Here is a 25,497-nt window from a genome sequence, read left to right as displayed (position 1 = left end):
CGCGATCTCACCCTGAAATTAACTCTACCTAAATGTACTAGTGTGATTACCAAGGGAGACTGTCGGTCTAATTACCGAGCGACTTTGTCGTAAATAGAATAACAGCCAGTTGCTAAACTGGCTATGATTCACGCTGACTTTTTTAAAGACTGTGATTTATCAACCCTCAACGCAGTAGTATTCATATTGTTTCTTAGCCATACACTACGCACACCGTTAGGGCTAATATCAATACCAAGCGCTTCTGTCAGCTTCATAGCGACTTTCTGCTGACCAAGGTGGGGATGTTCGATTGAGAATTGAACAACCGCCTTTTCGATTGCCATATTTACACAGTTTTTATGCCGTATATTTGGCGTTTCTTGCCGTTTTAATGCATCAACACCGCCTTGTTTAACCAATTTCAGGTGACGATAAATAGTGTCACGGGAGACACCACTTTGGCGTGATGCCTCACTCACATTGCCCAGTTTCTCAACCAAGGCTAGCACCTCTAACTTCTTCTGTACTGTCAAGTCTTCTGTCGCGAGTTTACTCGGCTCATTGACCTCTGAGACCTTGAGTCTCCGTCCAGCGAAGTGAGCAGTAAAGTCTTTCTTGTTGGTTTTTCTGATTTCGATTTTTTGGTTGGCAATTGAATGCTTGAGCGGTGAATCAATCAAGTAAAACTTATTGCCATAGCTGAATGTATGGTCATTTCGTATTTTTCTATGCTCTTTAATCACACAGATATCATCAAGGTTGGTGTGCTTGTTCAGTGCTGTGAACTCTGATGCTTGATGTTTTGATTTCACTTGGATTTTACTTTGCCAAAATTGCGGGATAAACACATGCTTGAGGTAAGCATTGGCACTTGTTAAATCTCTGATATTATTCAATCTCAGCTCAGGCACCAATCGGTCTTGGAAGGTATCAAATGCTCGTTCAACGCGCCCTTTACCTTGCGGAGAGTTAGCAAAGATAATTTCAATACCTAGCTCCTCACAAGCCCGTTGCATTTGTGAGAAATTACAGCGTTTTGGGCCACCAAAGATGCCAGCTCTATCAACGTAAAGTGTTTTGAATACCCCCTTTCTTTCAATGCAATCCCGCATAACCTTTAAGCACCCGGCAGTGGTTTCAGAAGGGAAAAATTCTGCATAAACTTCACTAGTTGCATCATCAATCATGGCAATTAAGCAATGTTTTTTATCACCAAACCAACGGTGTGGGCTACCATCCATTTGCATCATTAAGCCAGGCGCTTCCATACGCTCTCTGCGTTTACGGATTTTACCTCGTCTACGTTTAGCACGTTTTACATGGTGAATATCATGCGCCCAACCTCGCAGCGTTTCACGTTTTACACTAATGTTTTCATTTGCTTCTAACTGCTCAGCTAAGTGAAGCAAATTCAAATCAAAATACTTTTCTTTGATTAATACCTGTACTGCTTTTTTAATTGAAGTGGGCGTTTTATTCGGTGGTGACTTACCACTATTACCATGCACGGCGAATTGAATACCGACTTCTTGATAACGCTTAACGTAACGTTCAATGGTTCGTCGAGATTTACTGAGTAACTTAGCTGCATTGCCAATTGTTATCCGGCCTTCAACCACTTTAGCAATAATATCAACGGTGAGTTGAGCTTTAGAGTCCATCACAATCATCCTCAACACCCCCTTAGCATTAAAAAGAAATAACACTAACAGAGATGTATAAAATAGACCGACAGTTTCCCTTGGTAATTAGCGACTACGACAGAATCGCTTGGTAATTAAGATACGACAAAGTCGCTTGGTGTTAACACTACCTAAATGTACTAGCTCAGACTTGATCTAACAGTTACCCATTTTAACTAGTGTCTGTCAGCTTAGATTTGAGCTAAGTTTTTTCGGCACAAATCTGTTTTCCATAGGGTAATGTTCCAAGCGGAGTTCTTCCGCAACACATTTTACCTTGATGAGTTCGGTTATTGACATGGCTAATTAATGAACACTCATGCGGTTGCCCTGATTATTTTCACCCATCAGAGATCTATTCCTTTAAAGTTAACCTTTACCAAATACCAAATAACACATACTCACTTGTGGATATGATATCAGTAACACCAATAGTTCAGCAATATAACAAAATAATAATATTGAGTAGCTGGTTTTTAAGGCTAAAGTAATGCTTTTGAATTAAATGACATACATCAACTTTTTTATTATTTAGTCAGCCAGAATACCTTATCACTGCATGATTGGAGTTCAATATGGCTACTGAAAAATTTAACCTTTTTGCTTTCAAAGACAAGATGAAAATTTTGCATCTTAGTTGGATGGCGTTTTTTATAACCTTTTTTGTTTGGTTTAACTTCGCCCCCATGTTAATGGCAGTAAAAGAGTCGCTTGGACTAACTACGGATCAAATTAAAACGTTATTAATTTTGAATGTTGCCTTAACAATCCCCGCACGCGTGATTATTGGGATGTTAACGGATAAATATGGCCCCAAAATTGTTTATTCTGCCTTACTGATCTTTTGCTCAATTCCTTGTTTCATGTTTGCGTTAGCTGATGATTTTATCCAAGCCGCAATAGCTAGATTCTTACTAGGTTTTATAGGTGCAGGGTTTGTCATTGGTATTCGGATGGTATCCGAATGGTTTCCGCATAACGAACTGGGAACAGCTGAAGGGATTTATGGAGGTTGGGGGAACTTTGGTTCTGCTGCAGCAGCATTTACTTTACCGTCCATCGCACTGTTATTTGGCGGTGATGATGGTTGGCGTTATGCTATTGGAATTACTGGTATAATTAGTTTTTTATTTGGTTTTATATATTATTTTAATGTCACAAATACACCAAAAGGCTCTACTTATTTCCGTCCTAAAAATTCATCCGCAATGGAGGTTACTTCAGTTGGTGATTTTTATTTATTACTACTAATGAAAATCCCTATGTATGCCGCATTGTCACTACTCACCTGGAAACTATCTCCATATGGCGTAAATCTGCTGAGTCACCTTATCACTTACTTCATTTATAGTGGTTTATTTGTGCTTTATTTATTTGAAGTTTATAAAGCATGGAGCGTTAACAAACATATTTTTAGTGAAAAAGTACCTGAAATACATAGATACAGTTTCAAACAAGTCGCCGTTCTCGATATTCTCTATTTTACGAATTTTGGTTCTGAGCTTGCTGTTGTTTCCATGTTACCGTTGTTTTTTTCAGACACTTTTTCATTGGATCCCGTTTTAGCAGGACTTGTTGCAGGTGCGTATGCATTTATGAACCTGATGTCTCGTCCTGCAGGTGGATTTATTTCGGACAGGTTCGGCAGAAAGTCTACACTATTAATTCTGACAGCTGGATTGGCTGTGGGTTATTTCCTGATGGGCCAAGTAAATAGTGGTTGGCCACTGTGGTTAGCTGTTGTAACTGCGATGGCTTGCTCTTTCTTTGTTCAGTCAGGTGAGGGAGCAGTATTTGCTGTTGTACCATTAATTAAAAGAAGACTTACAGGCCAAATCGCGGGTATGACGGGTGCTTATGGGAATGTTGGAGCTGTAACCTTTTTGACCGTATTATCTTTTGTTGATTATAAATCATTCTTTTTAATTATCTCAGCGACTGCTTTAGTTGGTTTTTTTGCGCTATTTTTTATGGAAGAACCTCGCGGCCAAATCGCTGAAATCAAGGAGGATGGAACAGTAGAATTAATCAATGTTTCGCATAAAGGTTAATTTTGATAAGCCACGAGTACTATGGTGTTGGTAACGTCTAGCGAACCACACCTCGCATCGTTAATCTGACTATTTGAAAATGCCTGCTCAATGATAAATTTGGAGCAGTTGATGAAAACATACAGAACAGCGGCACAGTGGCTCGAATTACTTCAGCAGCGCAGCAATTTCAAAGGCACTAATATTGAATTCTGCCAGCAACATAATGTCTCGATTGCCACTTATTATAAACAGCGCGCTTTACTGGTTAAGCAACAGCTAAGCGTGCCAGAGCAAACGTCTAACGCCACTCAATCACGCTTTATACAACTAAAACAAACAACGACTGTAATCTGCGCGCATTAAACAGCATTCCGTGCTGTTTAATGCGCGAACCGGCCAACTCACTCTTCCATAGGATTTAGCAACAACGGATATCGAAACCATCATTAAGGGGCTAATGACATGAAGATGTTTGTTGATGTGCCTTCCGTCTATTTATGGTAAGCGCTCAATGAACCGGTGAAGCTTATTCTGCTTCACCTAAATCAACATTCCACGGCAGCAAATCAGACAGTTCATCTGATGGTGCACGCTTGGGTAATTCCGTAAAGAGATGACGGAAATAGTAGTAGGGATTCAAATCATTGGCACGGCAGGTCATCACCAGGCTGTATAAATTCGCACTGGCTTTAGCCCCACCCACCGACGTCGAGAACATCCAATTTTTTCGCCCTGTGGTAAACGGCCGGATATCCCGCTCTGTGACATTATTATCAATACTGATATCCCCATCTCCAAGATAGGTCAGTAATTTGGGCCATTGATTTAAGGTGTAACTAATGGCTTTACCTAATGCCCCTTTAGGTAAAACATGTTGGCTGTTTAGCCAATTGTAAAATTCATTGAGGATAGGTTCTGCTTGTTGCTTTCTCAGCTGTTGACGCGCTTGGGACGTTAAGTTTTTTGCCTGTTTTTCTATGCCGTAAAGTTTGGCTATGTAACTCAGTGCTTTTTCGGGTTTACCTGCTTTTTTGGATGGAGATGCTTTTTGTGCATCGGTAAATTTACGTCTAGCATGTGCCATACAAGCGGCTTGAGTAACCAGCTCAAGCGTATTGTAAGCACTGTAGCCATCGGTCAGGAGATAGCCTGAGTATCCCGTTAGGAAATCCTTTACACAGGCGGCAGCACGACTCGGTTGATAGTCATAAATAACCGCAGGGTTTTCTGCAAATTCACCACTGCGGTAAACCCACATGTACGACTTAGTTTCAGCCTTTCTGTCTTCTTCTCGAAGGACTTGTACCGTTGTTTCATCGGCACAAATGAGTTTTTCGCTCAGGAGCTTATCCTTCATTGCATCGATAATGACTTGGACTTTATCACCTAGCTGTACACACCAATTTGCGAGCGTGGCTCTGCTGATATCAATTCCTGAGCGATTTAAAATATCAACCTGGCGATACAGTGGTAATGCATCCACGTATTTAGCGGTGACAATAGCGGCAAACGTTTCAGCACAGCCCATGCTTTTAGGCAGCATGCTCGCAGGCTTAGGGGCGGTAATGACTTTATTGCTTACGTGTGTTCTTTCACATTGACGACACGTGTATTTGGTACGCTCATAACGGATAACGCTGACTTTCTGTGGAATGATTTTGAGCTCTTCGCTGACTTCTTTACCGCATTCATGAAGGGGTGTTTGGCAACATTCACAACAACTGTTGCAAGAGTTTGAATAATTGTCGAAAAAATGCAGACAATAAACGCTCAAGATAAATAGTTTGGTATGTGACAGCACTGATGTAGTGTAGAGTGGCCCATTTGTTGTGCAATCCATTCTGGCGACTCACCTGCAGCTAACCATAGGGTTGCCGCTGTGTGTCGAGTCTCATAAGGGCGGCGATAGGGCAGTCCAATCGCTTTTAAGGCAGGCTTGTTAATTTGCGTTGTAAATTAAGGTTTTTTTTAAAAGCACACAGATATTTACTAAATGCTGGCTATGCTGAGATAAGTGGTATATTTTAAACTTGTTTTGCGAGAAAGGAGCTTTTAGTGTCTGATAATAACCACCTGCCCAAGCGTCACCCCCTTGCTCAGCAAACTGCGGCTGCTGCTGATATATCTGCACGATTGAATCGCTCACGTAAACAAGCGGGTTTATTGTCACTGTCGGCTAAAAATCTCTCTGTACTTGCGGTAAGGATTGGCCAGCAAGCAGCTGGTTTAAAAGTACTTTCACTGTTTTATGATGAGTTTGCACAGAGTGCGATAGTGATTTCTAACGAGATTAACCGCCTAGTGGCACGTATTGCCCTGGATTCTGTGTCACGCTGGCGCCGTGAAATGTTTAGCAACAAAGTGACCCAGGTGCTGGAGTCTGATCCACTGTATTCCACCGCGTTATTGATGGCTAAAAAACAGCACGTGGTGACCTGTTGTGATGAGTTTAGATTGAATACACAGCAATACTGTCGCCAGCTAGATATGCAACTCGAAGAGTTATTCAAGTTTATGCAAAGCATGCAAGTAATAGCGGTGAATGCGCGCATTGAAGCGGGGAGTATTCCTGAGTATCAGCGGCAGATGGACGGATTGTCAGAGAAAATTGATCAAAGCACTGCGGTGATCTTAGAGGATGTACATATTTGCAAAAGCTTAATTAAGGAAATTTTATAAATATGAAGATTGTCGATCTGTTTCAAAGGCAGCAACATCACCGTTGGATAATGTTAGGGCGAGATGCATGTAAACCCGATAATATTATCGATACAAATCAGTATTTAATTTGTCACCATGGACAAGCGATATTACTCGATCCAGGTGGTATCGAGCTGTTTGCCCCTATGCTAGAAGCCTTAGTGAAAATTATGCCCTTAGAAGATATTCATTATCTTTTTGCTTCCCATCAAGACCCTGACATTATCTCCTCACTTGGCTTATGGGACCAAGTGTTAGAAGACGCCAAACTCTATAGCCCATGGCTATGGGAAGGATTTATCCGTCATTTTGGGATGGAGCGTACCGAATTTGTGCCGATTGCTGATACAGGCGGCGAGCTAGACCTGCTTGGCCTAAAGCTGCAATTTATCCCTGCACATTACCTACATTCATCGGGAAATATGAATGTGTATGATCCCGTCGCTAAAATTCTATTCAGTGGCGATATTGGCGCGGCACTAGAGCCGGTGGATAGTCCATTATTTGTCGAAGATTTTGATAGTCACATCAGTAAAATGCAGTATTTTCATCAACGTTGGATGTCCTCTGAAACTGCCAAAATGGATTGGATAAAACGGGTGCGGCAACTAGATATTGAGATGCTGTGCCCGCAGCATGGGCGAATTTTTCGGGGTGCTTATGTACAGCGCTTTTTAGATTGGTTTGAAGCGCTACCGGTGGGGATTGCCATTACGGTGAAATAGTGGCTGTCTGGGTCGAACTTATCACAAAAATTGATCCATAAATCAGGCCAGCCATTTTAAACAAGAACATTATGCACTTTCGATTAGCATTCAAGTGACTAAAAGTCACTTCGGAGCTAAAAAGCGAGCGAAGTATGGCTTCAAAGGGTGATGACTGACTCAATTAACCTATTTGGCTGAAAAACGGTGATTTTTAGTAAAAAAATCCCATCCCATTATCTTGTTGGCGGTCTTGTAAGGAAGGGTCAATGAAGCTGGCCTGAAATCAGCCAACGTTGAGATGCTGACAGCATTTAGCAAAATGTCGTCGCTTTCCTAAGTGTTCGCAGAAATCAGTCAGTTCTTGCAGCGTACGACTGGGCCATGTAATAGCTTACCAAAGTCGGTGGTAAGCTTAAGCCAATTGTCTTGGGATATATTTAACCTAGTCAACCTGAGTTCGGTTTAACAAGCCATAACTGCAATAGCATTAAACTCTGCGTTAGTGATGTTCAGTTGTGGCTTATTGTCTTTCAATTGATAGGCGATAAGTCCCGTAATCATATTGAGCATAAAACCATGCACACTGCGGTGTCTGGTGTGGTGTGAGTTATTTTTTAACTGGTCGTTGATGGTTTCTAAGATAAAACGTCTCGACAACATCGCTCTATCCCTCAAAATCACCGCCTTCGCTTTCATATTCTTACTCACGTTCGTCACCCACTTCACGCCTTTCTCTAGCAATTCACAGGACAGCGTTTTACTGATATACCCTTTATCTGCATAGAGTTTATCCATGTCACTGTACATCATCTCATCCTCAGGCTTTGTGTCGTGTTAGCTGGAATTGAAGTATGTAACACTTTTTAAAAAAAGGTCAGATGGTAAACGCAGAAAATATGAGCCCTTGGAGCAATTTTATTCATTAGCGGCCTAATTGTATCTGAGATATCTTGCGCGTCTCAAACCATAGCGGTAAGAATTCACTTTGCGATAGAACCTCTTATCAGCATAACAACTACTGGCCTGTTTTTGTCGTTTGTTATCATCTACTCCGAATTTATCATTGAGCGGGTATTTTCAGGTAATCAGATTGTCGATGCTGGTTGTGTTTTACTAGATTCTTACAAAATAGTGGTCGATTTAGACATTTATATTTTGTGCCTAACTTGTGCCCATTATAAATTGATTCAAAGCGAACATTAGCTAAAGCTAGGTGTTGGTTTTTATAAAAAATTGAGATAAAAGAATGGCATAGATGTATAGGTGGGATTTAGATATTGATTGATTTTTATATAATAACGTCTTGACATGGTAGGGGTCGGTGGTTCGAATCTTGGCAATTATGCTGATGATGTAGATACCTTTTATAAGTCTGTTGCTGGCATTTCCGAAAAAGCTTTGGCTGTGAATATTGACCCGAGTTCAAACGCAACAATGAAGGCGATAGCACAAGCTAACGCTAAGGGTAAATTTTTTGAATCATTTTTATCATTGCGCCCTGGTGAGTTAGCACAAACTCTGGTTGGCTCACACCTGACTAATGTTACTAATGGCACCTGTCCACAACCTGAAAGAGACGGTGAAAAAACGTGTTTGACTCCTTTGCGGCCTAAAGGCGCATTAGCTTATATAAATTTGTTTCTCGATCTCGAAAACATCCATAGCACGCAAGATTTTAGTTTCAAATATTATAAGTGTGATGGAAGCCCCGGATGTACTTCAACCACTGAAACGCAAGTCTCTGTTCCTCGCTTACTGCCTAAATTACGCGCTGACATTACCGAGCTATGGGATACGATTGTTAAAGGCAATGTGGAATTAACTCAAAATCAAAAGTTATTAAGCTATTTTATGGGTAACGATATGACTATCACCATGAAAAAGTTGGGATATTCCTCGAATACGCGTGATCAATATGTAAAGTTAAAATCGCTCATGATGACTCGCGTTATGATGGATTATCTCGAAGATGACTTTGTTACACAGACTCGAAATTCACTTACAGCTTTGAGAGCTGCCAACCAGTTAAGTGAAATCCCTGAGCTTGGTATCAATGAAGTGCTTAAAAACGTAGATGACTTTCACAAGCATTATGAAAACTTAGTATCGACTCAGTTAACCAAAGAATTAGATAACATTCATAAAGAGTTTTCACAATTTTTATTAATGAAAGATCTATCGAGTGAGGGATAACAAATGACGGGTTTTGAAGTTTACTCAATGGGTAACCCTGAATTTCTAATCGAAATCTTCAAAGGTTTATCTCGAATGTGGTCTACAAATGACATTTTTGTGTTGTTTGGTATCGCCTTACTTTTAGGATTAATGGCTGGAATGTTTAAATGGGCTATTGATCAAGATAAATCCCCATTTCCAGCAAAAGGATTTATCATTTCCATCATTGTCGTTTTAGGTTTACTTGGTCCTCAATCCTTAGTTGACGTTACTGTTATTTCTAAACGCGATAATACCTATCAAAACATTAGTAATGTCCCATTATTGCCTGCTCTAAGTGGATGGATGATCACTGGTACTATTACCGTTGTAGCAGATCAGTTCGCTCAAGCATTTTCTGTGGTAGGTGTTGCTAATACGTGGACTGCATTTTCACCAATTCAACATTTTGTAGGGTTGGCTAGCGTTAATTATCAATCTGCCTGTGTACCCATCGAAGGTAGCGAAAAAACATATAATATTTGTAAAACACTCAACCAATATCTGAATGATTGCTATGTTACCTCAGAATTGCTTTCTCCTAGCAAAAATGAACCGCTGGATGTTTTAGCAAAAGCTTACCCAAAGGAACTTGTACCATCAATAGCAATATCAAATAAAGCCCTCGATTCTGTTTATTTTTTGAGCACGAATCCTGCGGCGTCAGACGGTATTATGGCCTCGTGTATTGAAGTGCATACCCATCTGACAAATGCGGTCAATTCTGCACATTTTAATTTAGCTCTTGATAAGTCAATGGCTAGTCAAGGACTTAAGTTATCTGAGGTGGATAAATTTATTGCACAACAAACTCCAAATGGCACGATACCTGAAGCAGAATCATCATTAGACTTAGCGAAAGTGATGTTTTTGCAAAGTGAATTTGCGAATTATTTCAATAATTCACCTTATGGCAATCAAGTGGCAAAAGGCATGTTTGATACCGTTAATCAGCGCCATCTAGCTAATGCTCAGAAAAAAGAATATTGGATGGAAAATGCCGAAATCATGCAATCATTTTTTGAGGCATTATGTGTATTTATTACTCCTTTTATTGGTGTCACGCTGGCATTTTCTGGACAAGGGTTATTGGCGGTTGGTCAATATTTCATGGTGTGGGTTTTTGTTAACCTTTGGGCAGTGATGCTCGTTCTTGTTAATGGCTTTATGGCTATGGCCATGACTGGTCGATTTACAGAAAACGTTGCTGCTGGAACAAGTCAGTTTAGTTTGACATCAATAGACTCGCAGTTCACTACCGCAAATTCCTACATTTCTATGGGCGGTATGCTTTATACCTTTATTCCTGCTATTTGCATTTTTGTTATGTATAAGGGTGTTCACGCGATGCAGGGTTTAGCCTCAAAATCTATGGCAGATCCAAATATCAAGGCAGAGCGTTTTGCACCAGATACAGGCGCTACAGTTACTAATGGCCAAACAGCATACGGCAACCAAAACAGTGTTTATCAAAATAATACTGGTGAATGGAATAGAGGTGATACCTTAGCTAAAACCTCAGCAACCGATTATTCTGTTGGTTCATCTACAGCTAACAGCGCGGGCATGGCAGCGCAATCACTGAGTTCCAGTGCAGAACAAGTTGCCAATAGCCGAAAATCTGCAGTTAATGAGATGTTTAGCAAAGGTAATGTTGGTTCTTACGACTATAAAAATGGCGAGAGTAATCAATATACTGTTGGCTCAAAAGAGGCTGCGGTTGAGGCCGCTGCTCAAGCCATTCAAGAAGCCACTGGTATGGATATTTCACAAGCTCGAAAAGTCGCAGCTTCGGGTACTGTTTCGGGAGAAATGGGCGGTTCGCTTACATTTGGTGGTGAGAAAAGTCCTTTAGGATTTAAGCTAGGTGCCAAAGCCCAAGCTGCACTGGGCATTGATGAAAGCGCTTCGGCATCCGAAAAGAAATCACTCCAAGAATCCATGAATCTAGCTCAACGACATTCAAAAGAAATTAATGCTTCTCTTGCTAATACCAAACTCGCTTCAGAAGGGTGGTCCGATACAACGTCAGCAGCATTTCAAAAAAGTGCAACAGAAGGTGCTGAACTTGCAAGGCAAGAACAAGCGCTTAGGCAGCAAAGTGCCTCTTTATCTGCTATGCAATCACGTTCTAGTCAAGTGTCAGCTTCGACGCAAATTGGTATGTCACAACTTCACTCAGCATTGGGTAATCAATCAATTCAGGATTTCTTAAAATCGTCTGACCCTGAATTGTGGGATAAGTTGCAATCTCAGCAGTATCAGTTAAGTGACGGGAAAAAAGGTGGTATTGATGATTATCTGAATGAGAAAACTAGCGACCATCTTCTTTCGTCAAATAACACTTCTGTTGATGGCTATGCTATGGCCAAGGGTAAGGCTTTGATGAATTTATTGGATCAGCACGATGCAATAGATTTAAAAGCTGGTAACGGCGGCGTTGATTTTGATAAAGAACGTTCCGACAACCAGATTAGCCAAGGAATTTTCCAAGCCCTGAAAGATAATGGCATTACTGGTGGTGCAGAAGGGGTTGATTTTTACAAACAACGTGGCGAACAATTAGATCTAATGCAGGATGCAAGTCAAAATATCAATAAAGTATTTGATGATTCAGCTAAACGTCTAGCCCAACCTAACGCTGAAGAACTTGCAACTAAATCTCAGAAAATTGAATCTGATTCTAACCAATTTCGTGATGATGCTACAAAAAATACGAAAAATGGAATGGAAGACGTTGCTAAAAATAATATCGATATTTCTGGCAAGGCGAATGACGTTGGAATGGTAATTCCGCAGGGTGTTAGTGCAAATGCAGCTGATAAAATTACAGATGCGGGTAGTTCTGTTGATGGCAATAGCTTGGCTCAAACACTTCATCAATCTGATCATTCTATTTTAAAACCAGCTGCCGATTACTTCTTAAAAGGTAGCGGTGGTGAGGCCATGGGCAATTACATTATTAACTCTGTTAATAGTGGGAACGCCAGTAATGTCGATTCTGTGCAAGATAATTATGCTAAAGGTATGGAGAAACTGAATGATATTGGTGCCATCAACACTAAAGTTCTGGATCAGGGATTAAGAACTGATGGCGCAACACAGGAAAGATTTGATGCTGCACTAGCAGTGATTTCAGATCAGAAGTTTGTCGATGGTTTGTTTACTCCAGAGGGTAACCCTACACCAGTGGCAAGCCAATCCTTTACCGATGAGCAATTAAATCAAATCAAAGCAGGTAACGACTGGTATAAGAGCTATCTAAACGGGAATACTAAATCTGACCAAATCGAACAATCTCTATCACGTATTGAAGCAGGTCAGAATAATAATGGAAATATTGCATCTGCTTATGTTGATGCACAAGAAAATCGAGGAAAAGTTGCTTCTACAGTTGATACAAACTCGCCTGCAGATAAAACAGCAACAGCTTTAGGTATGATCTTAGATGGTAAATCTGCTTTAGCTGTAGATCAAGAGTTAGGTATAACGGGCTCAGGTGAAAGTTTCGGCCGCACTTATTATGACAAAGGTAGATTTAGTGATAGAGCTGAGCATGGCGCAGATCAACAAATCGAATACAACAAACTCAAGGATCTTGGCGGAAAACTTGAATCCGTTATGTCACCAGAGCAAAAGCAGAATTACGATGATTACTTGAAACACGCTAGAGAAACCTACAAAACTGAAGATTACTCTACTAATAGCAACCAGCAGAATAGTCCATCTGTATCGACTATTTCAATGATTGCAAAGGAAGAGGAAGAAGAAGCAGTAATACCAAACAGTCAAGTAACCAAAGCAGAAGCAGGCTCGGTCAGTGGTAGTGATACCCCTCAAACTGCAACCCCTCAAGCAGCATCGGGTGAAGTGGCCAAAGGTGAAGTGGCTAAAGGCGAAGTTGCCAAGGTCGAAACGGGTAAAGCTGAAGCTGGCTCGGTTAGCGGCAGTGAAACACCTTCAACGGCTAAATCTGAAGCGCATGTTGCCGAAGTAGCTAGTGGTGAAGTGGCTAGTGGTGAAACAGCCAGTGGTGAAACAGCCAAAGCAGAAGCAGGCTCGGTCAGTGGTAGTGATACCCCTCAAACTGCAACCCCTCAAGCAGCATCGGGTGAAGTGGCCAAAGGTGAAGTAGCTAAAGGCGATGTGGCTAAAGGCGAAGTTGCCAAGGCCGAAACGGGTAAAGCTGAAGCTGGCTCGGTTAGCGGCAGTGAAACACCTTCAACGGCTAAATCTGAAGCGCATGTTGCCGAAGTAGCTAGTGGTGAAGTGGCTAGTGGTGAAACAGCCAGTGGTGAAACAGCCAAAGCAGAAGCAGGCTCGGTCAGTGGTAGTGATACCCCTCAAACAGCAACCCCTCAAGCAGCATCGGGTGAAGTAGCCAAAGGTGAAGTAGCTAAAGGCGATGTGGCTAAAGGCGATGTGGCTAAAGGCGAAGTTGCCAAGCCCGAAACGGGTAAAGCTGAAGCTGGCTCGGTTAGCGGCAGTGAAACACCTTCAACGGCTAAATCTGAAGCGCATGTTGCCGAAGTAGCTAGTGGTGAAGTGGCTAGTGGTGAAACAGCCAAAGCAGAAGCAGGCTCGGTCAGTGGTAGTGATACCCCTCAAACAGCAACCCCTCAAGCAGCATCGGGTGAAGTAGCCAAAGGTGAAGTAGCTAAAGGCGATGTGGCTAAAGGCGAAGTTGCCAAGGCCGAAACGGGTAAAGCTGAAGCTGGCTCGGTTAGCGGCAGTGAAACACCTTCAACGGCTAAATCTGAAGCGCATGTTGCCGAAGTAGCTAAAGGCGATGTGGCTAGTGGCGAAGTCGCCAAGGCCGTAACGGGTAAAGCAGAAGCAGGCTCGGTCAGTGGTAGTGATACCCCTCAAACTGCAACCCCTCAAGCAGCATCGGGTGAAGTAGCCAAAGGTGAAGTAGCTAAAGGCGATGTGGCTAAAGGCGAAGTTGCCAAGGCCGAAACGGGTAAAGCTGAAGCTGGCTCGGTTAGCGGCAGTGAAACACCTTCAACGGCTAAATCTGAAGCGCATGTTGCCGAAGTAGCTAAAGGCGATGTGGCTAGTGGCGAAACGGCCAAAGCAGAAGTAGGCTCTGTCAGTGGTAGTGATACCCCTCAAACAGCAAGCCCTCAAGCAGCATCGGGTGGAGTGGCCAAGGCTGAGACGGGTAACACAGAAACTGGATCAGTTCGTGGTAGTGAGACACCTTTAACAAATGACGCAGGCCGCAATTCAGTAGGTACAAATAATGCGGGCAGCAATGATGTTGGTGTTAATAGTGCTGGTGTGGGTTCAGACACTTCAACAAATAACACAGGCAGCAATGATGTCGGTATGGGTTCAGGCTCAACAAATAACACAGGCAGCAATGATGTTGGTGTTAATAGTGCTGGTGTGGGTTCAGACACTTCAACAAATAACACAGGCAGCAATGATGTCGGTATGGGTTCAGGCTCAACAAATGACACAGGCAGCAATGATGTTGGTGTTAATAGTGCTGGCGTTGGTTCAGACACTTCAACAAATAACACAGGCAGCAATGATGTTGGAGCCAATGATGTCGGTATGAGTTCAAGCCCAACAAATGACACAGGCAGCAATGATGTTGGAGCCAATGATGTCGGTATGAGTTCAAGCCCAACAAATAACACAGGCAGCAATTCAGTAGGTACAAATAATGCGGGCAGCAATGATGTTGGTGTTAATAGTGCTGGCGTGGGTTCAGACACTTCAACAAATGACGCAGGCCGCAATGATGTCGGTATGGGTTCAGGCTCAACAAATGACACAGGCAGCAATGATGTTGGAGCCAATGATGTCGGTATGAGTTCAAGCCCAACAAATGACACAGGCAGCAATGATGTTGGAGCCAATGATGTCGGTATGAGTTCAAGCCCAACAAATGACACAGGCAGCAATGATGTTGGTGCCAATGATATCGGTATGAGTTCAAGCCCAACAAATGACACAGGCAGCAATGATGTTGGAGCCAATGATGTCGGTATGAGTTCAAGCCCAACAAATGACACAGGCAGCAATGATGTTGGAGCCAATGATGTCGGTATGGGGTCAGGCTCAACAAATGACACAGGCAGCAATGATGTTGGAGCCAATGATGTCGGTATGAGTTCAAGCCCAACAAATGACACAGGCAGCAATGATGTTGGTGCTAATGGTAAAAATTCTGCAGATTCACGTAACAATATAAGTGATGAACAGAAAGTAACCATTAAAGCCCAAGCGAATGAGAATAATGGTGAGAACACTTTAGCTACAAACGAAAAAGAAAGTGAAATGAATCAACAAAATGAGACCCGGTTAACACCGTCTAACTTTGGATTCGTGGGTGGTAGATAGAGTATAAAATGGAGTACATATTAGCCCTTGCATGTGCATGTAAAATCTACATCTAAGGGCTAATCTTCACCTACAAATATAAATTTCCAAAAGCTTACATTTTGATTAAGGCATTCTGCTAAATAATCATCATAATAAATTTTACGTAAATTAAATGGTACTCGATCTGGTCGAGAATTTTTTTTGCACCATTCACGCCAATCCATTTGAGTTTTAATAGATAGAGATCTAGTGAAAACAAGTAGCTCTTTGAATGAGATGTATTCAGATTTGCTTAGAAAGTTACTCCAATTAGAAAAACCTTTAATTTTATTTATCGATATGGGGACACCTAGCATATTTTCTTTGATTGCTTGTTCCCATTCAGATCTTGTATGTAAGTTTAAATGTTCAGCGAGCGTTTGGAGAGTCTTGATATCTATATCTAACTCTTTGTGTTTAACCCCAGTAAACTCATCCCAACCCTTCCAGTCCTCTTTATAAAACACCAACGGCTGCGATGGTAATTGTGAGCGTAAAGCTTCACAAGAATTTCTAAATTCTTGATATTCAAGTGCGCTGGATACGAAATTTTCCCTAATTAGTGTACGCGCTTCAATGTAAGATAATTTTTTTGTCATATATTGATTATAGCACGAGTTTTTTTAATCTGAGATTGTAAGTCCAGTAGTCCGACTATCGACATATAATGTGTGTAATCGCTTATTTTTACTTTCTTGGACCCAAAAAACATCATTTTCAGAATTAATCTGAAAAATTTTGCTATGAAATGTAAATCCAATGAGTGACCGGCTAATAACTAATTGTTTAGTAGTTGTTCTAATCGTAACCTTTACCATGGTCCCTAGCAATGGCAGAGCACTAATAACTAAGTAGGACAAGGGTATTGTGAAAGAGTAAAGTGCGAACGTCGTTATACTGGATAAGGTGAATACGCAAAATGGCAACAGTAGCGCAACTAGCGTTGCCTGATATAATGGATTTTTCTTAAATAGGCTATAGGTCATTTATCAAATCGATCCATGAAGTAGGGATCTACTTGAACGCTAAATCGTTCAAGGGGCTTCCCCTGTTTTAAAGGCTTAATTTCAGCTTTAGTTTTTTCTGTTAAGTCGAAATATGAATGTGGGTTAAATCGTTTAAATTGCTCGCGGTAAAGTTGGTGAATGTACTTATCTTGCTCAGTAATTAAAGTTGGAGCGTGACTCACCTCTGTAACCTCGCGAATACGGATATCATTATATTCACGAATAATAATGCCTTTTGGAAATTCATAACCTTGATCGGCCGAAACACCTAAAGACACGCCAATAGCGAAAACTATAGAAGAAATCATAATTTATCCTTATTTTACATACCAATGCTTTCTATGGATCAGTACCGGCAAATTGATTTTTTTTGGTGCTTTGTAATTATAATTACAAAGCTGCTTTATCTGGTGTGGCATACTAAACATGATCACTGGTAAACTAGCATTCAACCCTAATAATTTAGTGTTTCTTGAATCCGATTCGTTTCGCCCCCAAACATCGATAAATGGTTGTACTCGGGCATATCGAATTTCCACAATACTCGATGATTTAGGCACCCTTGAAATCAACTCTAACTCTTTTTTTTGCCTAATTAGTAACTCTTCATTTGTCAAACCAAAGCAGTCTTTATTACGTAATTTAGCTACGCCATCATTGATAATTTCAGTGGCCGACTCATGCTTTACGTGTTTAACCATCTTCTTTGACAGCCAATAAAAATTCACAGATGCCAGTTCATCTATATCTTGCTCTACGTACCTTATATTTCTTACCGCAGACAATAAAACAAGGTTAGGCAAAATTTTGTGTAGATTTTCGTGCACTGACTGGCGATTCTTGAATCCTCTTTTAACTGAAGCGTAAAACTCTTCTCTAAGAGAAGTAACCCTATCGTTTAACTTACGAAAAGCATCTTTTAAAAGAGGAGGTAACACAACCAGTCCTGGATACCGTTTTGCTAGATATGTGTTTTCCTCAAAAGCGTTTATCTCTAATTGTGTTAACGCCTGCTTTAAAAATGATTTTGATTGTTGGTCTGTACCATCGAAAATATTCTTTATTTCAATGCTTTCAGGTTGTTCATCTTCTGCCCCTAAAGGGAGGTTAGGAAGTCTATACATATGAATTAACGATGCATTTTCACAAACAAAGTTAGCCAGCTCATCTAATGCCACAACTAATCGTTGGTGGTTGATGAGAATGTATGAATTAAGGGTTGCCCGATTGCTCAACTATGTTACCTCATACTGTCAATATTTGGATTATGAGCTTGATTATCGTACAAGTCAAATTTTAATCATCAGCATCATTCTCGTTGCACTTCTTATTTGCTAATCATCAAAATGAATTTTGTCACAAAATTTATTTATAGTAATAAATTAGCGTTTCGATTTTGAGCACCTTATTTTGACAATTTGTTTAAATTTTCTGAGACAATTTTGCAGTTATGTTATTAATTACCAAGGATAGATAATGAATAAGTTAAAAATTTCTATGATTGCTGCAGTGCTATTTGCTCAAGGTTGTACACAAGGACCCGATATTGGCAAGTTGGATGATACCGCTATGCGAAAACTCGGTGATGAAATCATCGATGTCTATACGCTAAACGAATCCGCAATTAAAGACTGGTTTGACGATAAAGCTGACTTTGAAGCGAAGGTCGAGGCAATACGTGGGATAAATGAATCTGAAGCAAAAATTAGTGCGATCAATAAATTGATTGACGAAATGGACTTGGTACAACTTATTGATGATGTTAAGCCATTCGATTTAGAGGAAAAAAAAGCAAAACTACTCGCTATCTATCAGGCAAGACTTGATGCAGAAAATAAAACATTAACAAAAGTAAAAGCCGAGTTTGATGCTTACCTTCCAATTTATAATGAGTCTAAAAGTGCTTATGAAAAAGGTGAGGCCGATAGAGCCGCATTGTCAGCTAAAAAGGACCAATTAAATAAAGACTTTCAAGATGCTAGAAATGCAGCTATTGAAAGCTTATCCCAGGTTGGGATTGGCAGATCAAGTGATCTTGTAAAAGGATTGACTAAAGATTGGAAATTCAGAGTTTATTCATATAATTATTCTGAAAAAATTAGCAAAAAAAGTTGCCGTGAACTGAATAATGCAACTTCTGGCAAAACACTGACTCACCACTTCTATTCAGATGCCAGTATTGATGCAAACAAAACAGAAATTTCATGCGCTTCGTTTATAGTAAGTTTCAGTGATAGTAGTGTCTCTAAATTAGGTGAACCACAGTTGAATGCAATCACCAATGCATTGAACAAAGCTATCATAAATGTAAATGATGGCAATCAATTGGTGAAACTGCGCAATGAGTATTATAAGACACATCCTGATATAGCAGACTTACATGATCGATACCGGTACACCGACAGACGAAAAATGGAAGGTCTTGAGTCGAGTTTGAAATATGCGCAAGAAGGTGTTGATAGAGTAGCATTGCCTTCAGACCAACAAATTATCGATGAAGTAGTTATGGATCATTTTCGTACAGTCACAATGTATGAAGATTTTCACATAAATAACTTGTTATTAAATGAATTAGAGTATGTGTCTACAGTAGGCTCTGATGGTCGCTTCAAACTAGACAATACTGAAGATTTTAATTTGTTTTTCATCCATTCAAAGCGGAAATTCAATCAAAAAGCAGCATTTAAGGTAATCCGGCTTGCAGAGTTCGGTGATAGTCCTTTAGCGGTTGTGGATTTTAACGGTATCTTACAAACCAAGGATTTTCAGACTATTACGTTGTAGCAGTAATAATAAAGACCATTGTTTAATTTAAACAATGGTCTTTTTACTTCGATGATCAACTCGATGACTCTCTCTAATCAATATTATGTTGGAAATATTATTGCGCGCTCATGTAGTATTGATTTTTACCAACTGAATAAACAAAAGATTAGTATTGTTATGAGTAAACAAATAAAGAGTGAAAAAAAATTTAACACTGTGATTAAAAATATCTGTGAACATCCAGATTACATTACCGCAAAAAAAGAAGGAAAGATCAGAAGTCACTTTCTGCCTATCTGCGAATCACTTTATTTATTCGGTGCCAATCCAATTTTAACACGTGATATCACTTTAAATAATAAATGGGTACTACCCACAGTGATTTTTTCTTCGGAAGATAAATTAGCACAAAGTATAAAATCCGTTATCGAAAATTTTCAAAATAAAGAATGTAACGTAACTTGGATAGTTGAAAGGTATTTTGGTTTTAAAAAAATGTGGGTGGTCCATTGTCGCAACGACAAATCATTTCACTGTCCACCATCTTCGGAAGAGGAAGTTGATAATAATTATCAGCAACTTAATGAACACTTGGAGTCAATAGGGCGGGCTTTAAGCTTACAGGCCAAATAAGCTTAACTCACTTGAGGTAATTTGATGAATAAAGTAACTTTCTGTACGTTGCTAAGTAAAACAGATTATTTGTTTTTTTTGTGTTTTAAAACAATGTTAAAACAAAGATGGGATTCAGTATATCAAGCGCTAGCGAATGATGAACAGGCCAACAAACACTATAAGTTAGCGGCAAGTCGATGCTTCAGATTCAAGTTGGCAGTAAAAGCCTTTCTTAAAACAAGCATATGATGCATTGCTATATTCAATGTAAGTAAATCCATAATTTTCTTCGCTTAACAAACTGTTCTATGACCTATACCAGATAGCTAACACATATATGATTTAGCTTATAGTTAAGTAGTGAACTAAGATTAGTTGTTAGTTTCCTTTATAGCTTCGCTCTTGGCCTGTCTTTTAAGAAGAATTAACTTGTCTGTAAATAGCTGATATTCAACAAGGATTTCATTTTCAAATCGCTGTATATCCATTTCAAATATTTTTGACTTTTCTGCAGCGGTTCTACCAGAGCGTCCGAACTGACCTAACAGATATTTATTATCTACACCTCGGCCAAGAATATTTTTGCATAAATTTAAGGCATAAGTAGGTGTTACATCATAGTCGGATAATTTTCTCTTAATTAGATAGCAAAGGTGGTCCCTTTTAATCGATTTTATCTCCGCTGAAACATACGCGCCAAGTAATTTATCCTGAAAGGCTCCCCAAAAACACAGAAGATACAGATCTTTAATCCTGGATTTGTAATTTTTAAAATGTTTGTCGTCAATGTCCATAACCTAGTACATATATGTGTTAGCTATGTAGTAGATATTAGCACATAAAATTGATTGTATTTCTGTGAAAATGAAATAATACTTCGCAATTGTACACGTTTTATTCCAAACCTGCGTTTGTGTACAAACTTTTGGTTAATAACAAACTATATTGTGCCAAAAACAACTCTTGCTTTACGCGCTTGCTTTGCGACAACTACCCTCACCTTTTTGTATTATTTAAAAGTGGTGGCCACACTTTTGAAAATGGCCTTTTTCAAAATATTAATGCAACATAATTACAGTTATGTTGCATTAAACATTTTAGAGGTTTATAGTTAAGTTTATTAAGTGGTGGCACCACAAAAGAACACGCAGACTTATCGTTGGTTAGTTCGTTGTGGTTTTATGACAACGAATAGCTTGGCATGGCTCGGTCTAAATTCATTGTGTTTCTATGACCGAGTATATTTAATGTTTTTCTAAGACAACCGATTTGAGTTTATTTCTAACACATTGGATAGGTATTCAGCATGACGGAATATAAAGCACCTCGTTGGCATTACGAGTATGGTAAATCTGGCAAAGGCTATAATTTAAAGTTGCTCTCTATTGATGAAGTATTTGTATCTGCTGACTTGCTAAAAAAATGGATTAAGCCAACTAACTCAATTGATAATCCTGAGATGTACAAGCCAATTGTTACTTCTAAGGAGTATGAAAGCTTATGGCTTTACTGTAACAGGCTGATAGATAACATAAAAAAACTAAATAAAAATGAAGTCACTGAGCATGATATGGATTCGCTCAACACCGCTATTAATCGAATATTTAGCGATATTGGCTGGCGTGAAATGAAAAAAAAGTTCCGTCAGCTAGATAAGCGCCAACGTAAAGTCCGAGTCGTATTATCCACAGGAGTCGCTAATGCGCTTAATCAATACAAAGAGCAACAGGGATTTGCGACTATCGATGAATCCATTGATGAATTACTTTCATTTCACAAGTACCACAATGAAAATTCTGAGGTGAATGATGAACAGTAATCTACCAATATTGCCCGGCATTACGGGGTTGGCCACAGCACAAGATATAGCGCCTAAGTCGATTGCTGAATCACTTTTAGATGACAGATCTATACTCGAAAAGAGGTTAAAATTACAACTTGAAAGGCCAATTGATGAAGTCGATAATCAGGAGATTAGACGTCTAATTTCCAGTTTGTTAGCTGATTTTGCTAACAATGATAGTCAATTGAGTGAAAACACCTTGAAGGCGCTCTTTATTAATTGGGCTATTTTTGAGCAATGGTGTAATGATAAACAAGTGATTTCTCTGCCTTCAAGTTCGCAAAATTTTATTCAATTTATCAATGAAAAAAAGTCTTTGGTTAAAATGAATACTCTCAGCCAATATCGTTGGGCTGTGAGTAAAATTCACTTAGCAGCCGGGCTACCTTCTCCTTCACATACCCAAAAAGCAATTGATATTGTGACCGGCATTAGGAAGAATAAGGTGATTTCAAGTGAATTGGTTGATCAGGCGCAACCATTTAGAGAGGTGCATTGTGATGCTATTTTTGAGTTGTGGCGCCATGATCCTAATCCGCTAATTAGTCGAAATTTAGCCATATTGGTTACCGCTTATGAAACGATGCTTCGTGAAAGTGAGCTCGCCCGTATTGAGCTATCACACCTCACTTATCATGAGGATGGACGTGCAACATTGCTCATTCCATTTACCAAATCTCGTAAATCTGGCGAACCCGATACAACGATGCTAAGTCGCCAATGTGTTGATACGATTAGAAAATACCTTAGCTTAGACGTTAATGATTCTGTGTATTTGTTCAAAAAAATGCGTCGAAATGGTAAGCCTACTTCTCAGAATCAAGCTATTTCACGCTATACCATTGATCGTGTTTTTAAGCAGGCTTATGATTGTTTGTCACTTAATCGACCTGAACTATTAGAAGGTATTTCATTGTGGTCCGGTCACAGTGCTAGAGTCGGCGCTTGCCAAGATTTATTAAGTGCAGGCTATTCCACTCTTGAGGTTCAGCAAGCTGGACGATGGACTTCAGGGCAGATGGTATTTCAATATGGCCGTAATATTCTAGCTAAAGAAAGTGCTATGGCCAAAGCACGTTGGAACAAGTAAATGAAACCTAATTATAAGCAGCATGTCGTTGATTTCTGTTTTAACAATCTCATTAGTTTATATATCGATGTTGCAGAACAACGCGGGTTTGTACCTCCACAGAAGCGCAATGCCTATCTGCTTAAGCGATTAAAAAATCAATACAAAGAGCCCGTTAATAAACCCATTAAAAAAGAAATTAAGACACTGATTGTAAGATCTAAATCCATCAACATCGAGCAGCAGTTGATTAAACTGAGTGCTTTGATAGTTGAAAATAATGCAGTAGCTGAAGCTGAAGAATCTTGGGTAGATTTTTTATTGCGCTTACAAAACCATGGATTTAATTTAAAGGTTACATCTTATGATGAGCCCGCCCTTCCTGACTGCCTCTATGTCATAAAAGATGAGATATTTAATAATATACAGCGAACTGGCAGTCCTGGCCCTCTCGGTCTTTACCTCTATTTAAATTCAGTGCAGGCAATTGAAAATGCCATCAAATTAATTAAAGCCGACACTGTATTTTTCATTTCAAATAAAGAAATTTTTGATAATCACGCTAAGTTATTGATGGATTTCAGGAAAGTATGCAGCTAGAGCCATTGATTGGGCAAAAGCGCTTTGTTCCAGCAGCAAACCGTTTAGATTAGATACACTAAACAGATTGATATTTAGCTATTATGGGTTTGCCGTTTATTACATCCTTCGGTTTAGTGAGCGTCGAAAGGGTGTGATCAAATAAGAACCAATGAGATTCACTTTCAGTTACGATAAATGATTGCTGGTAAGGCTTATTTTCAACCTCAGAAATAATAATGGTAATAAATATCCCCAATCCAGTGACAATTTCATGTGATAGCAGATTAACCTTCACATTCTCAAAGCCATTTATATCATGACTTACAGCCCATTTACTTTGCAATACAACACATTTAGCGGCCTCTTCAATTGATAAGATATGTCCAGGCATATAAGAATTGTATTTGTGTACTGCAAATTTCAATGCAAAATTACCTTGGCTAATCGCTTCTCTTTGCATTTCAGATAATGGCGTCATAAATAAACCAATTTGTTGAATGTTATTCGAATTTTGATACTAGCATGCAGACGTTTTTTTTCTAGTTTTATCAGCTTGTATGTCCAAATTAAGGTAAAACCAGCATAAGCTGGTTTATCTCAATAACTGATCTATCTCATTTCAAACTATTTTATAAGCAAACATTTATCAGGCAAGGCGAATAACTAAAAGAACTCATCACTAAGGATAGGTTTTGCAGATAGGCAACGATAGACAAGAAAAAGCCTCACTAAGATGTTGCCAAACTCATTTCTGCCTCATTGTGAGCTTGCACAAATACTCAGTGACGAATCGTGCCGCCGAAATCATCTTACTTTTATTAATGTTTGGCAGTTGAGAGGCAGTGACAGAACTCCTCATTTTTTAGTTTCACAACAAACACTCAAGTCTCATTTTTGCATAACTATGTAGCTATAGTATTTATCGGCAACCAATATTTTGAGTTCTGATTACCTACCAGAAAGTGTCGTTTTTGTTCAATCTATTAAGCTTCCCATCACCTATTATTTGCAGCATATAAGGCAGCACATCTTCTTTGATGCGTTTCTTTTTCGTAATAACGCTACAGCTATAAGCAGGATAAACAGTCATGTTAGAAATCAAGCCAATTGAAACCTTAGAAGACATTAACGAACTAAAAAAACAGTATTTTGAAAAATCGACAGCGCCACTTGATGGTATGTGGCACTTTGGTTTTGTTCCCATGTCGTCTCATTTTGGTTTTTATGAGAACGATATTTTAGTTGGGTACTGCTGCATTAATGCTGATGGCTATATGTTGCAGTTTTATCTGTCACAGGCAGCCCAAACTAAGGCGAAAGAACTGTTTACTTTGATTGCAGAGCAAAATAGCTCAGTGATTGGTTCCATTAAAGGTGCATTTGTGAGTACAGCTGAACCTCACTATCTATCGCTTTGCTTAGATAACTCATCTTCATTTAAAGTAAATGCGTTAATGTATCAACAAGTTGTTCCATTTGTTTCTGAATGCGTAACAGGTTTAAATTTAACTCTTGCAAGTCAGGATCAACTGCCTGAGTTCGTTGAATTTGCAGTGAGTAATCTTGGTGCTCCAGCACAATGGTTATCTGAGTACTTCGGTAATTTAATAAAACGAGAAGAGCTTCGAGGGTATTGGAGGGATGGAAAGTTATTAGCAACGGGTGAGTGTCGTCTGTTTGATGAACATCAAACTCGATATGCAGACTTAGGGATGATTGTAGCCGAGTCAGAACGAGGTCAGGGAATTGCCACTCGTGTACTACACAGTTTAGTAAAAGTAGCCAATGAGCTGGGTTTAATTCCTATCTGCTCAACCGAAAGTGACAATTTAAGCGCTCAAAAGGCGATACAGCGAGCGGGGCTTGAACCATTAAACCGAATTATCCAGATTGAATTTGACTATCAATAGGCAGTTAATGGG

The 25,497-nt window shown here is 39.6% G+C and carries 18 protein-coding genes and 5 pseudogenes; 13 read left to right on the top strand and 10 right to left on the bottom strand.

Annotation, left to right across the window (positions count from 1 at the left end; translation table 11 throughout):
• Positions 1–128: 128 nt before the first annotated feature.
• Positions 129–1,652 carry an ISNCY family transposase gene (locus HBH39_RS18195; protein WP_167680236.1) on the bottom strand — a complete coding sequence of 508 codons (1,524 nt, stop codon included), beginning with the start codon at positions 1,650–1,652 and terminating at the stop codon, positions 129–131.
• Between the two features lie 587 nt (positions 1,653–2,239).
• On the opposite strand from HBH39_RS18195, the gene HBH39_RS18190 reads away from it, so the two are divergent.
• Positions 2,240–3,715, top strand: a complete 1,476-nt coding sequence (locus HBH39_RS18190; RefSeq protein ID WP_167680235.1) for a NarK family nitrate/nitrite MFS transporter — start codon at positions 2,240–2,242, stop codon at positions 3,713–3,715.
• 111 nt (positions 3,716–3,826) lie between these two features.
• Positions 3,827–4,060, top strand: a complete 234-nt coding sequence (locus HBH39_RS18185) for a hypothetical protein (protein ID WP_244325819.1) — start codon at positions 3,827–3,829, stop codon at positions 4,058–4,060.
• 163 nt (positions 4,061–4,223) lie between these two features.
• Here HBH39_RS18185 and tnpC read toward each other — a convergent pair.
• Positions 4,224–5,417, bottom strand: a pseudogene (gene tnpC, locus HBH39_RS18180) (IS66 family transposase); the annotation flags it as partial.
• An 89-nt stretch (positions 5,418–5,506) separates the two neighbouring features.
• Positions 5,507–5,635, bottom strand: a pseudogene (locus tag HBH39_RS19915) (site-specific integrase); the annotation flags it as partial.
• A 117-nt stretch (positions 5,636–5,752) separates the two neighbouring features.
• On the opposite strand from HBH39_RS19915, the gene HBH39_RS18170 reads away from it, so the two are divergent.
• Together HBH39_RS18170 and HBH39_RS18165 are read left to right on the top strand one after the other, a co-directional pair.
• The gene (locus HBH39_RS18170) at positions 5,753–6,376 is read left to right on the top strand and encodes a hypothetical protein (RefSeq protein WP_167680234.1); all 624 of its coding nucleotides are present in this window, start codon (positions 5,753–5,755) and stop codon (positions 6,374–6,376) included.
• Positions 6,377–6,378: 2 nt separating this feature from the next.
• Positions 6,379–7,122, top strand: a complete 744-nt coding sequence (locus tag HBH39_RS18165) for an MBL fold metallo-hydrolase (protein WP_167680233.1) — start codon at positions 6,379–6,381, stop codon at positions 7,120–7,122.
• Positions 7,123–7,387: 265 nt separating this feature from the next.
• Here the strand turns inward: HBH39_RS18165 and HBH39_RS19910 are convergent.
• Positions 7,388–7,554: pseudogene (locus HBH39_RS19910) on the bottom strand (transposase); the annotation flags it as partial.
• A gap of 12 nt (positions 7,555–7,566) precedes the next feature.
• A pseudogene (locus HBH39_RS18160) lies at positions 7,567–7,938 on the bottom strand (transposase); the annotation flags it as partial.
• Between HBH39_RS18160 and HBH39_RS20175 the strand changes: the two are divergent.
• From HBH39_RS20175 to HBH39_RS18150, 3 genes and pseudogenes are all read left to right on the top strand, one after another.
• Positions 7,939–8,038 (top strand): annotated as a pseudogene (locus HBH39_RS20175) (IS6 family transposase); the annotation flags it as partial.
• A 374-nt stretch (positions 8,039–8,412) separates the two neighbouring features.
• Positions 8,413–9,297 (top strand): hypothetical protein, encoded by an 885-nt coding sequence (locus HBH39_RS18155; RefSeq protein WP_167680232.1) that lies wholly within the window; start codon positions 8,413–8,415, stop codon positions 9,295–9,297.
• A 3-nt stretch (positions 9,298–9,300) separates the two neighbouring features.
• Positions 9,301–15,672: a conjugal transfer protein TraG N-terminal domain-containing protein gene (locus HBH39_RS18150; RefSeq protein WP_167680231.1), complete on the top strand. Its 6,372-nt coding sequence runs from the start codon at positions 9,301–9,303 to the stop codon at positions 15,670–15,672.
• Positions 15,673–15,731: 59 nt separating this feature from the next.
• Here HBH39_RS18150 and HBH39_RS18145 read toward each other — a convergent pair whose 3' ends face one another.
• The 3 genes from HBH39_RS18145 to HBH39_RS18135 form a co-directional block, all read right to left on the bottom strand.
• Positions 15,732–16,292 (bottom strand): hypothetical protein, encoded by a 561-nt coding sequence (locus HBH39_RS18145; protein WP_167680230.1) that lies wholly within the window; start codon positions 16,290–16,292, stop codon positions 15,732–15,734.
• Positions 16,293–16,675: 383 nt separating this feature from the next.
• Complete coding sequence (locus HBH39_RS18140) at positions 16,676–17,008, bottom strand: hypothetical protein (protein WP_167680229.1); 333 nt, start codon at positions 17,006–17,008, stop codon at positions 16,676–16,678.
• A gap of 9 nt (positions 17,009–17,017) precedes the next feature.
• Positions 17,018–17,878: a DNA replication terminus site-binding protein gene (locus HBH39_RS18135; protein ID WP_167680228.1), complete on the bottom strand. Its 861-nt coding sequence runs from the start codon at positions 17,876–17,878 to the stop codon at positions 17,018–17,020.
• A gap of 298 nt (positions 17,879–18,176) precedes the next feature.
• On the opposite strand from HBH39_RS18135, the gene HBH39_RS18130 reads away from it, so the two are divergent.
• Positions 18,177–19,484 (top strand): hypothetical protein, encoded by a 1,308-nt coding sequence (locus HBH39_RS18130; protein ID WP_167680227.1) that lies wholly within the window; start codon positions 18,177–18,179, stop codon positions 19,482–19,484.
• Between the two features lie 63 nt (positions 19,485–19,547).
• Complete coding sequence (locus tag HBH39_RS18125) at positions 19,548–20,099, top strand: hypothetical protein (protein WP_167680226.1); 552 nt, start codon at positions 19,548–19,550, stop codon at positions 20,097–20,099.
• A 353-nt stretch (positions 20,100–20,452) separates the two neighbouring features.
• Here HBH39_RS18125 and HBH39_RS18120 read toward each other — a convergent pair whose 3' ends face one another.
• Positions 20,453–20,875 (bottom strand): hypothetical protein, encoded by a 423-nt coding sequence (locus HBH39_RS18120; RefSeq protein ID WP_167680225.1) that lies wholly within the window; start codon positions 20,873–20,875, stop codon positions 20,453–20,455.
• 512 nt (positions 20,876–21,387) lie between these two features.
• On the opposite strand from HBH39_RS18120, the gene HBH39_RS18115 reads away from it, so the two are divergent.
• Genes HBH39_RS18115 through HBH39_RS18105 form a run of 3 tightly spaced genes read left to right on the top strand, consistent with a single transcriptional unit; the run spans position 21,388 to position 23,593 of the window.
• The gene (locus tag HBH39_RS18115; protein WP_167680224.1) at positions 21,388–21,900 is read left to right on the top strand and encodes a hypothetical protein; all 513 of its coding nucleotides are present in this window, start codon (positions 21,388–21,390) and stop codon (positions 21,898–21,900) included.
• Positions 21,890–23,014: a tyrosine-type recombinase/integrase gene (locus tag HBH39_RS18110; protein ID WP_167680223.1), complete on the top strand. Its 1,125-nt coding sequence runs from the start codon at positions 21,890–21,892 to the stop codon at positions 23,012–23,014. The genes HBH39_RS18115 and HBH39_RS18110 overlap by 11 nt, the downstream gene beginning before the upstream one ends.
• A complete protein-coding gene (locus tag HBH39_RS18105; RefSeq protein ID WP_167680222.1) occupies positions 23,015–23,593 on the top strand; it encodes a DUF2913 family protein in 579 nt (192 codons plus the stop codon).
• A gap of 58 nt (positions 23,594–23,651) precedes the next feature.
• Here the strand turns inward: HBH39_RS18105 and HBH39_RS18100 are convergent, their stop codons facing one another.
• A complete protein-coding gene (locus tag HBH39_RS18100) occupies positions 23,652–24,053 on the bottom strand; it encodes a hypothetical protein (RefSeq protein WP_167680221.1) in 402 nt (133 codons plus the stop codon).
• A gap of 610 nt (positions 24,054–24,663) precedes the next feature.
• On the opposite strand from HBH39_RS18100, the gene HBH39_RS18095 reads away from it, so the two are divergent.
• A complete protein-coding gene (locus HBH39_RS18095) occupies positions 24,664–25,485 on the top strand; it encodes a GNAT family N-acetyltransferase (protein ID WP_167680220.1) in 822 nt (273 codons plus the stop codon).
• The last annotated feature ends 12 nt before the right edge of the window (positions 25,486–25,497 follow it).

This window comes from Shewanella aestuarii, from assembly GCF_011765625.1.
GTDB lineage: Bacteria > Pseudomonadota > Gammaproteobacteria > Enterobacterales > Shewanellaceae > Shewanella > Shewanella aestuarii_A.
The sequence above is the reverse complement of the archived record's forward strand: the minus strand, read 5'-3'. Positions and strand labels throughout refer to the sequence as shown.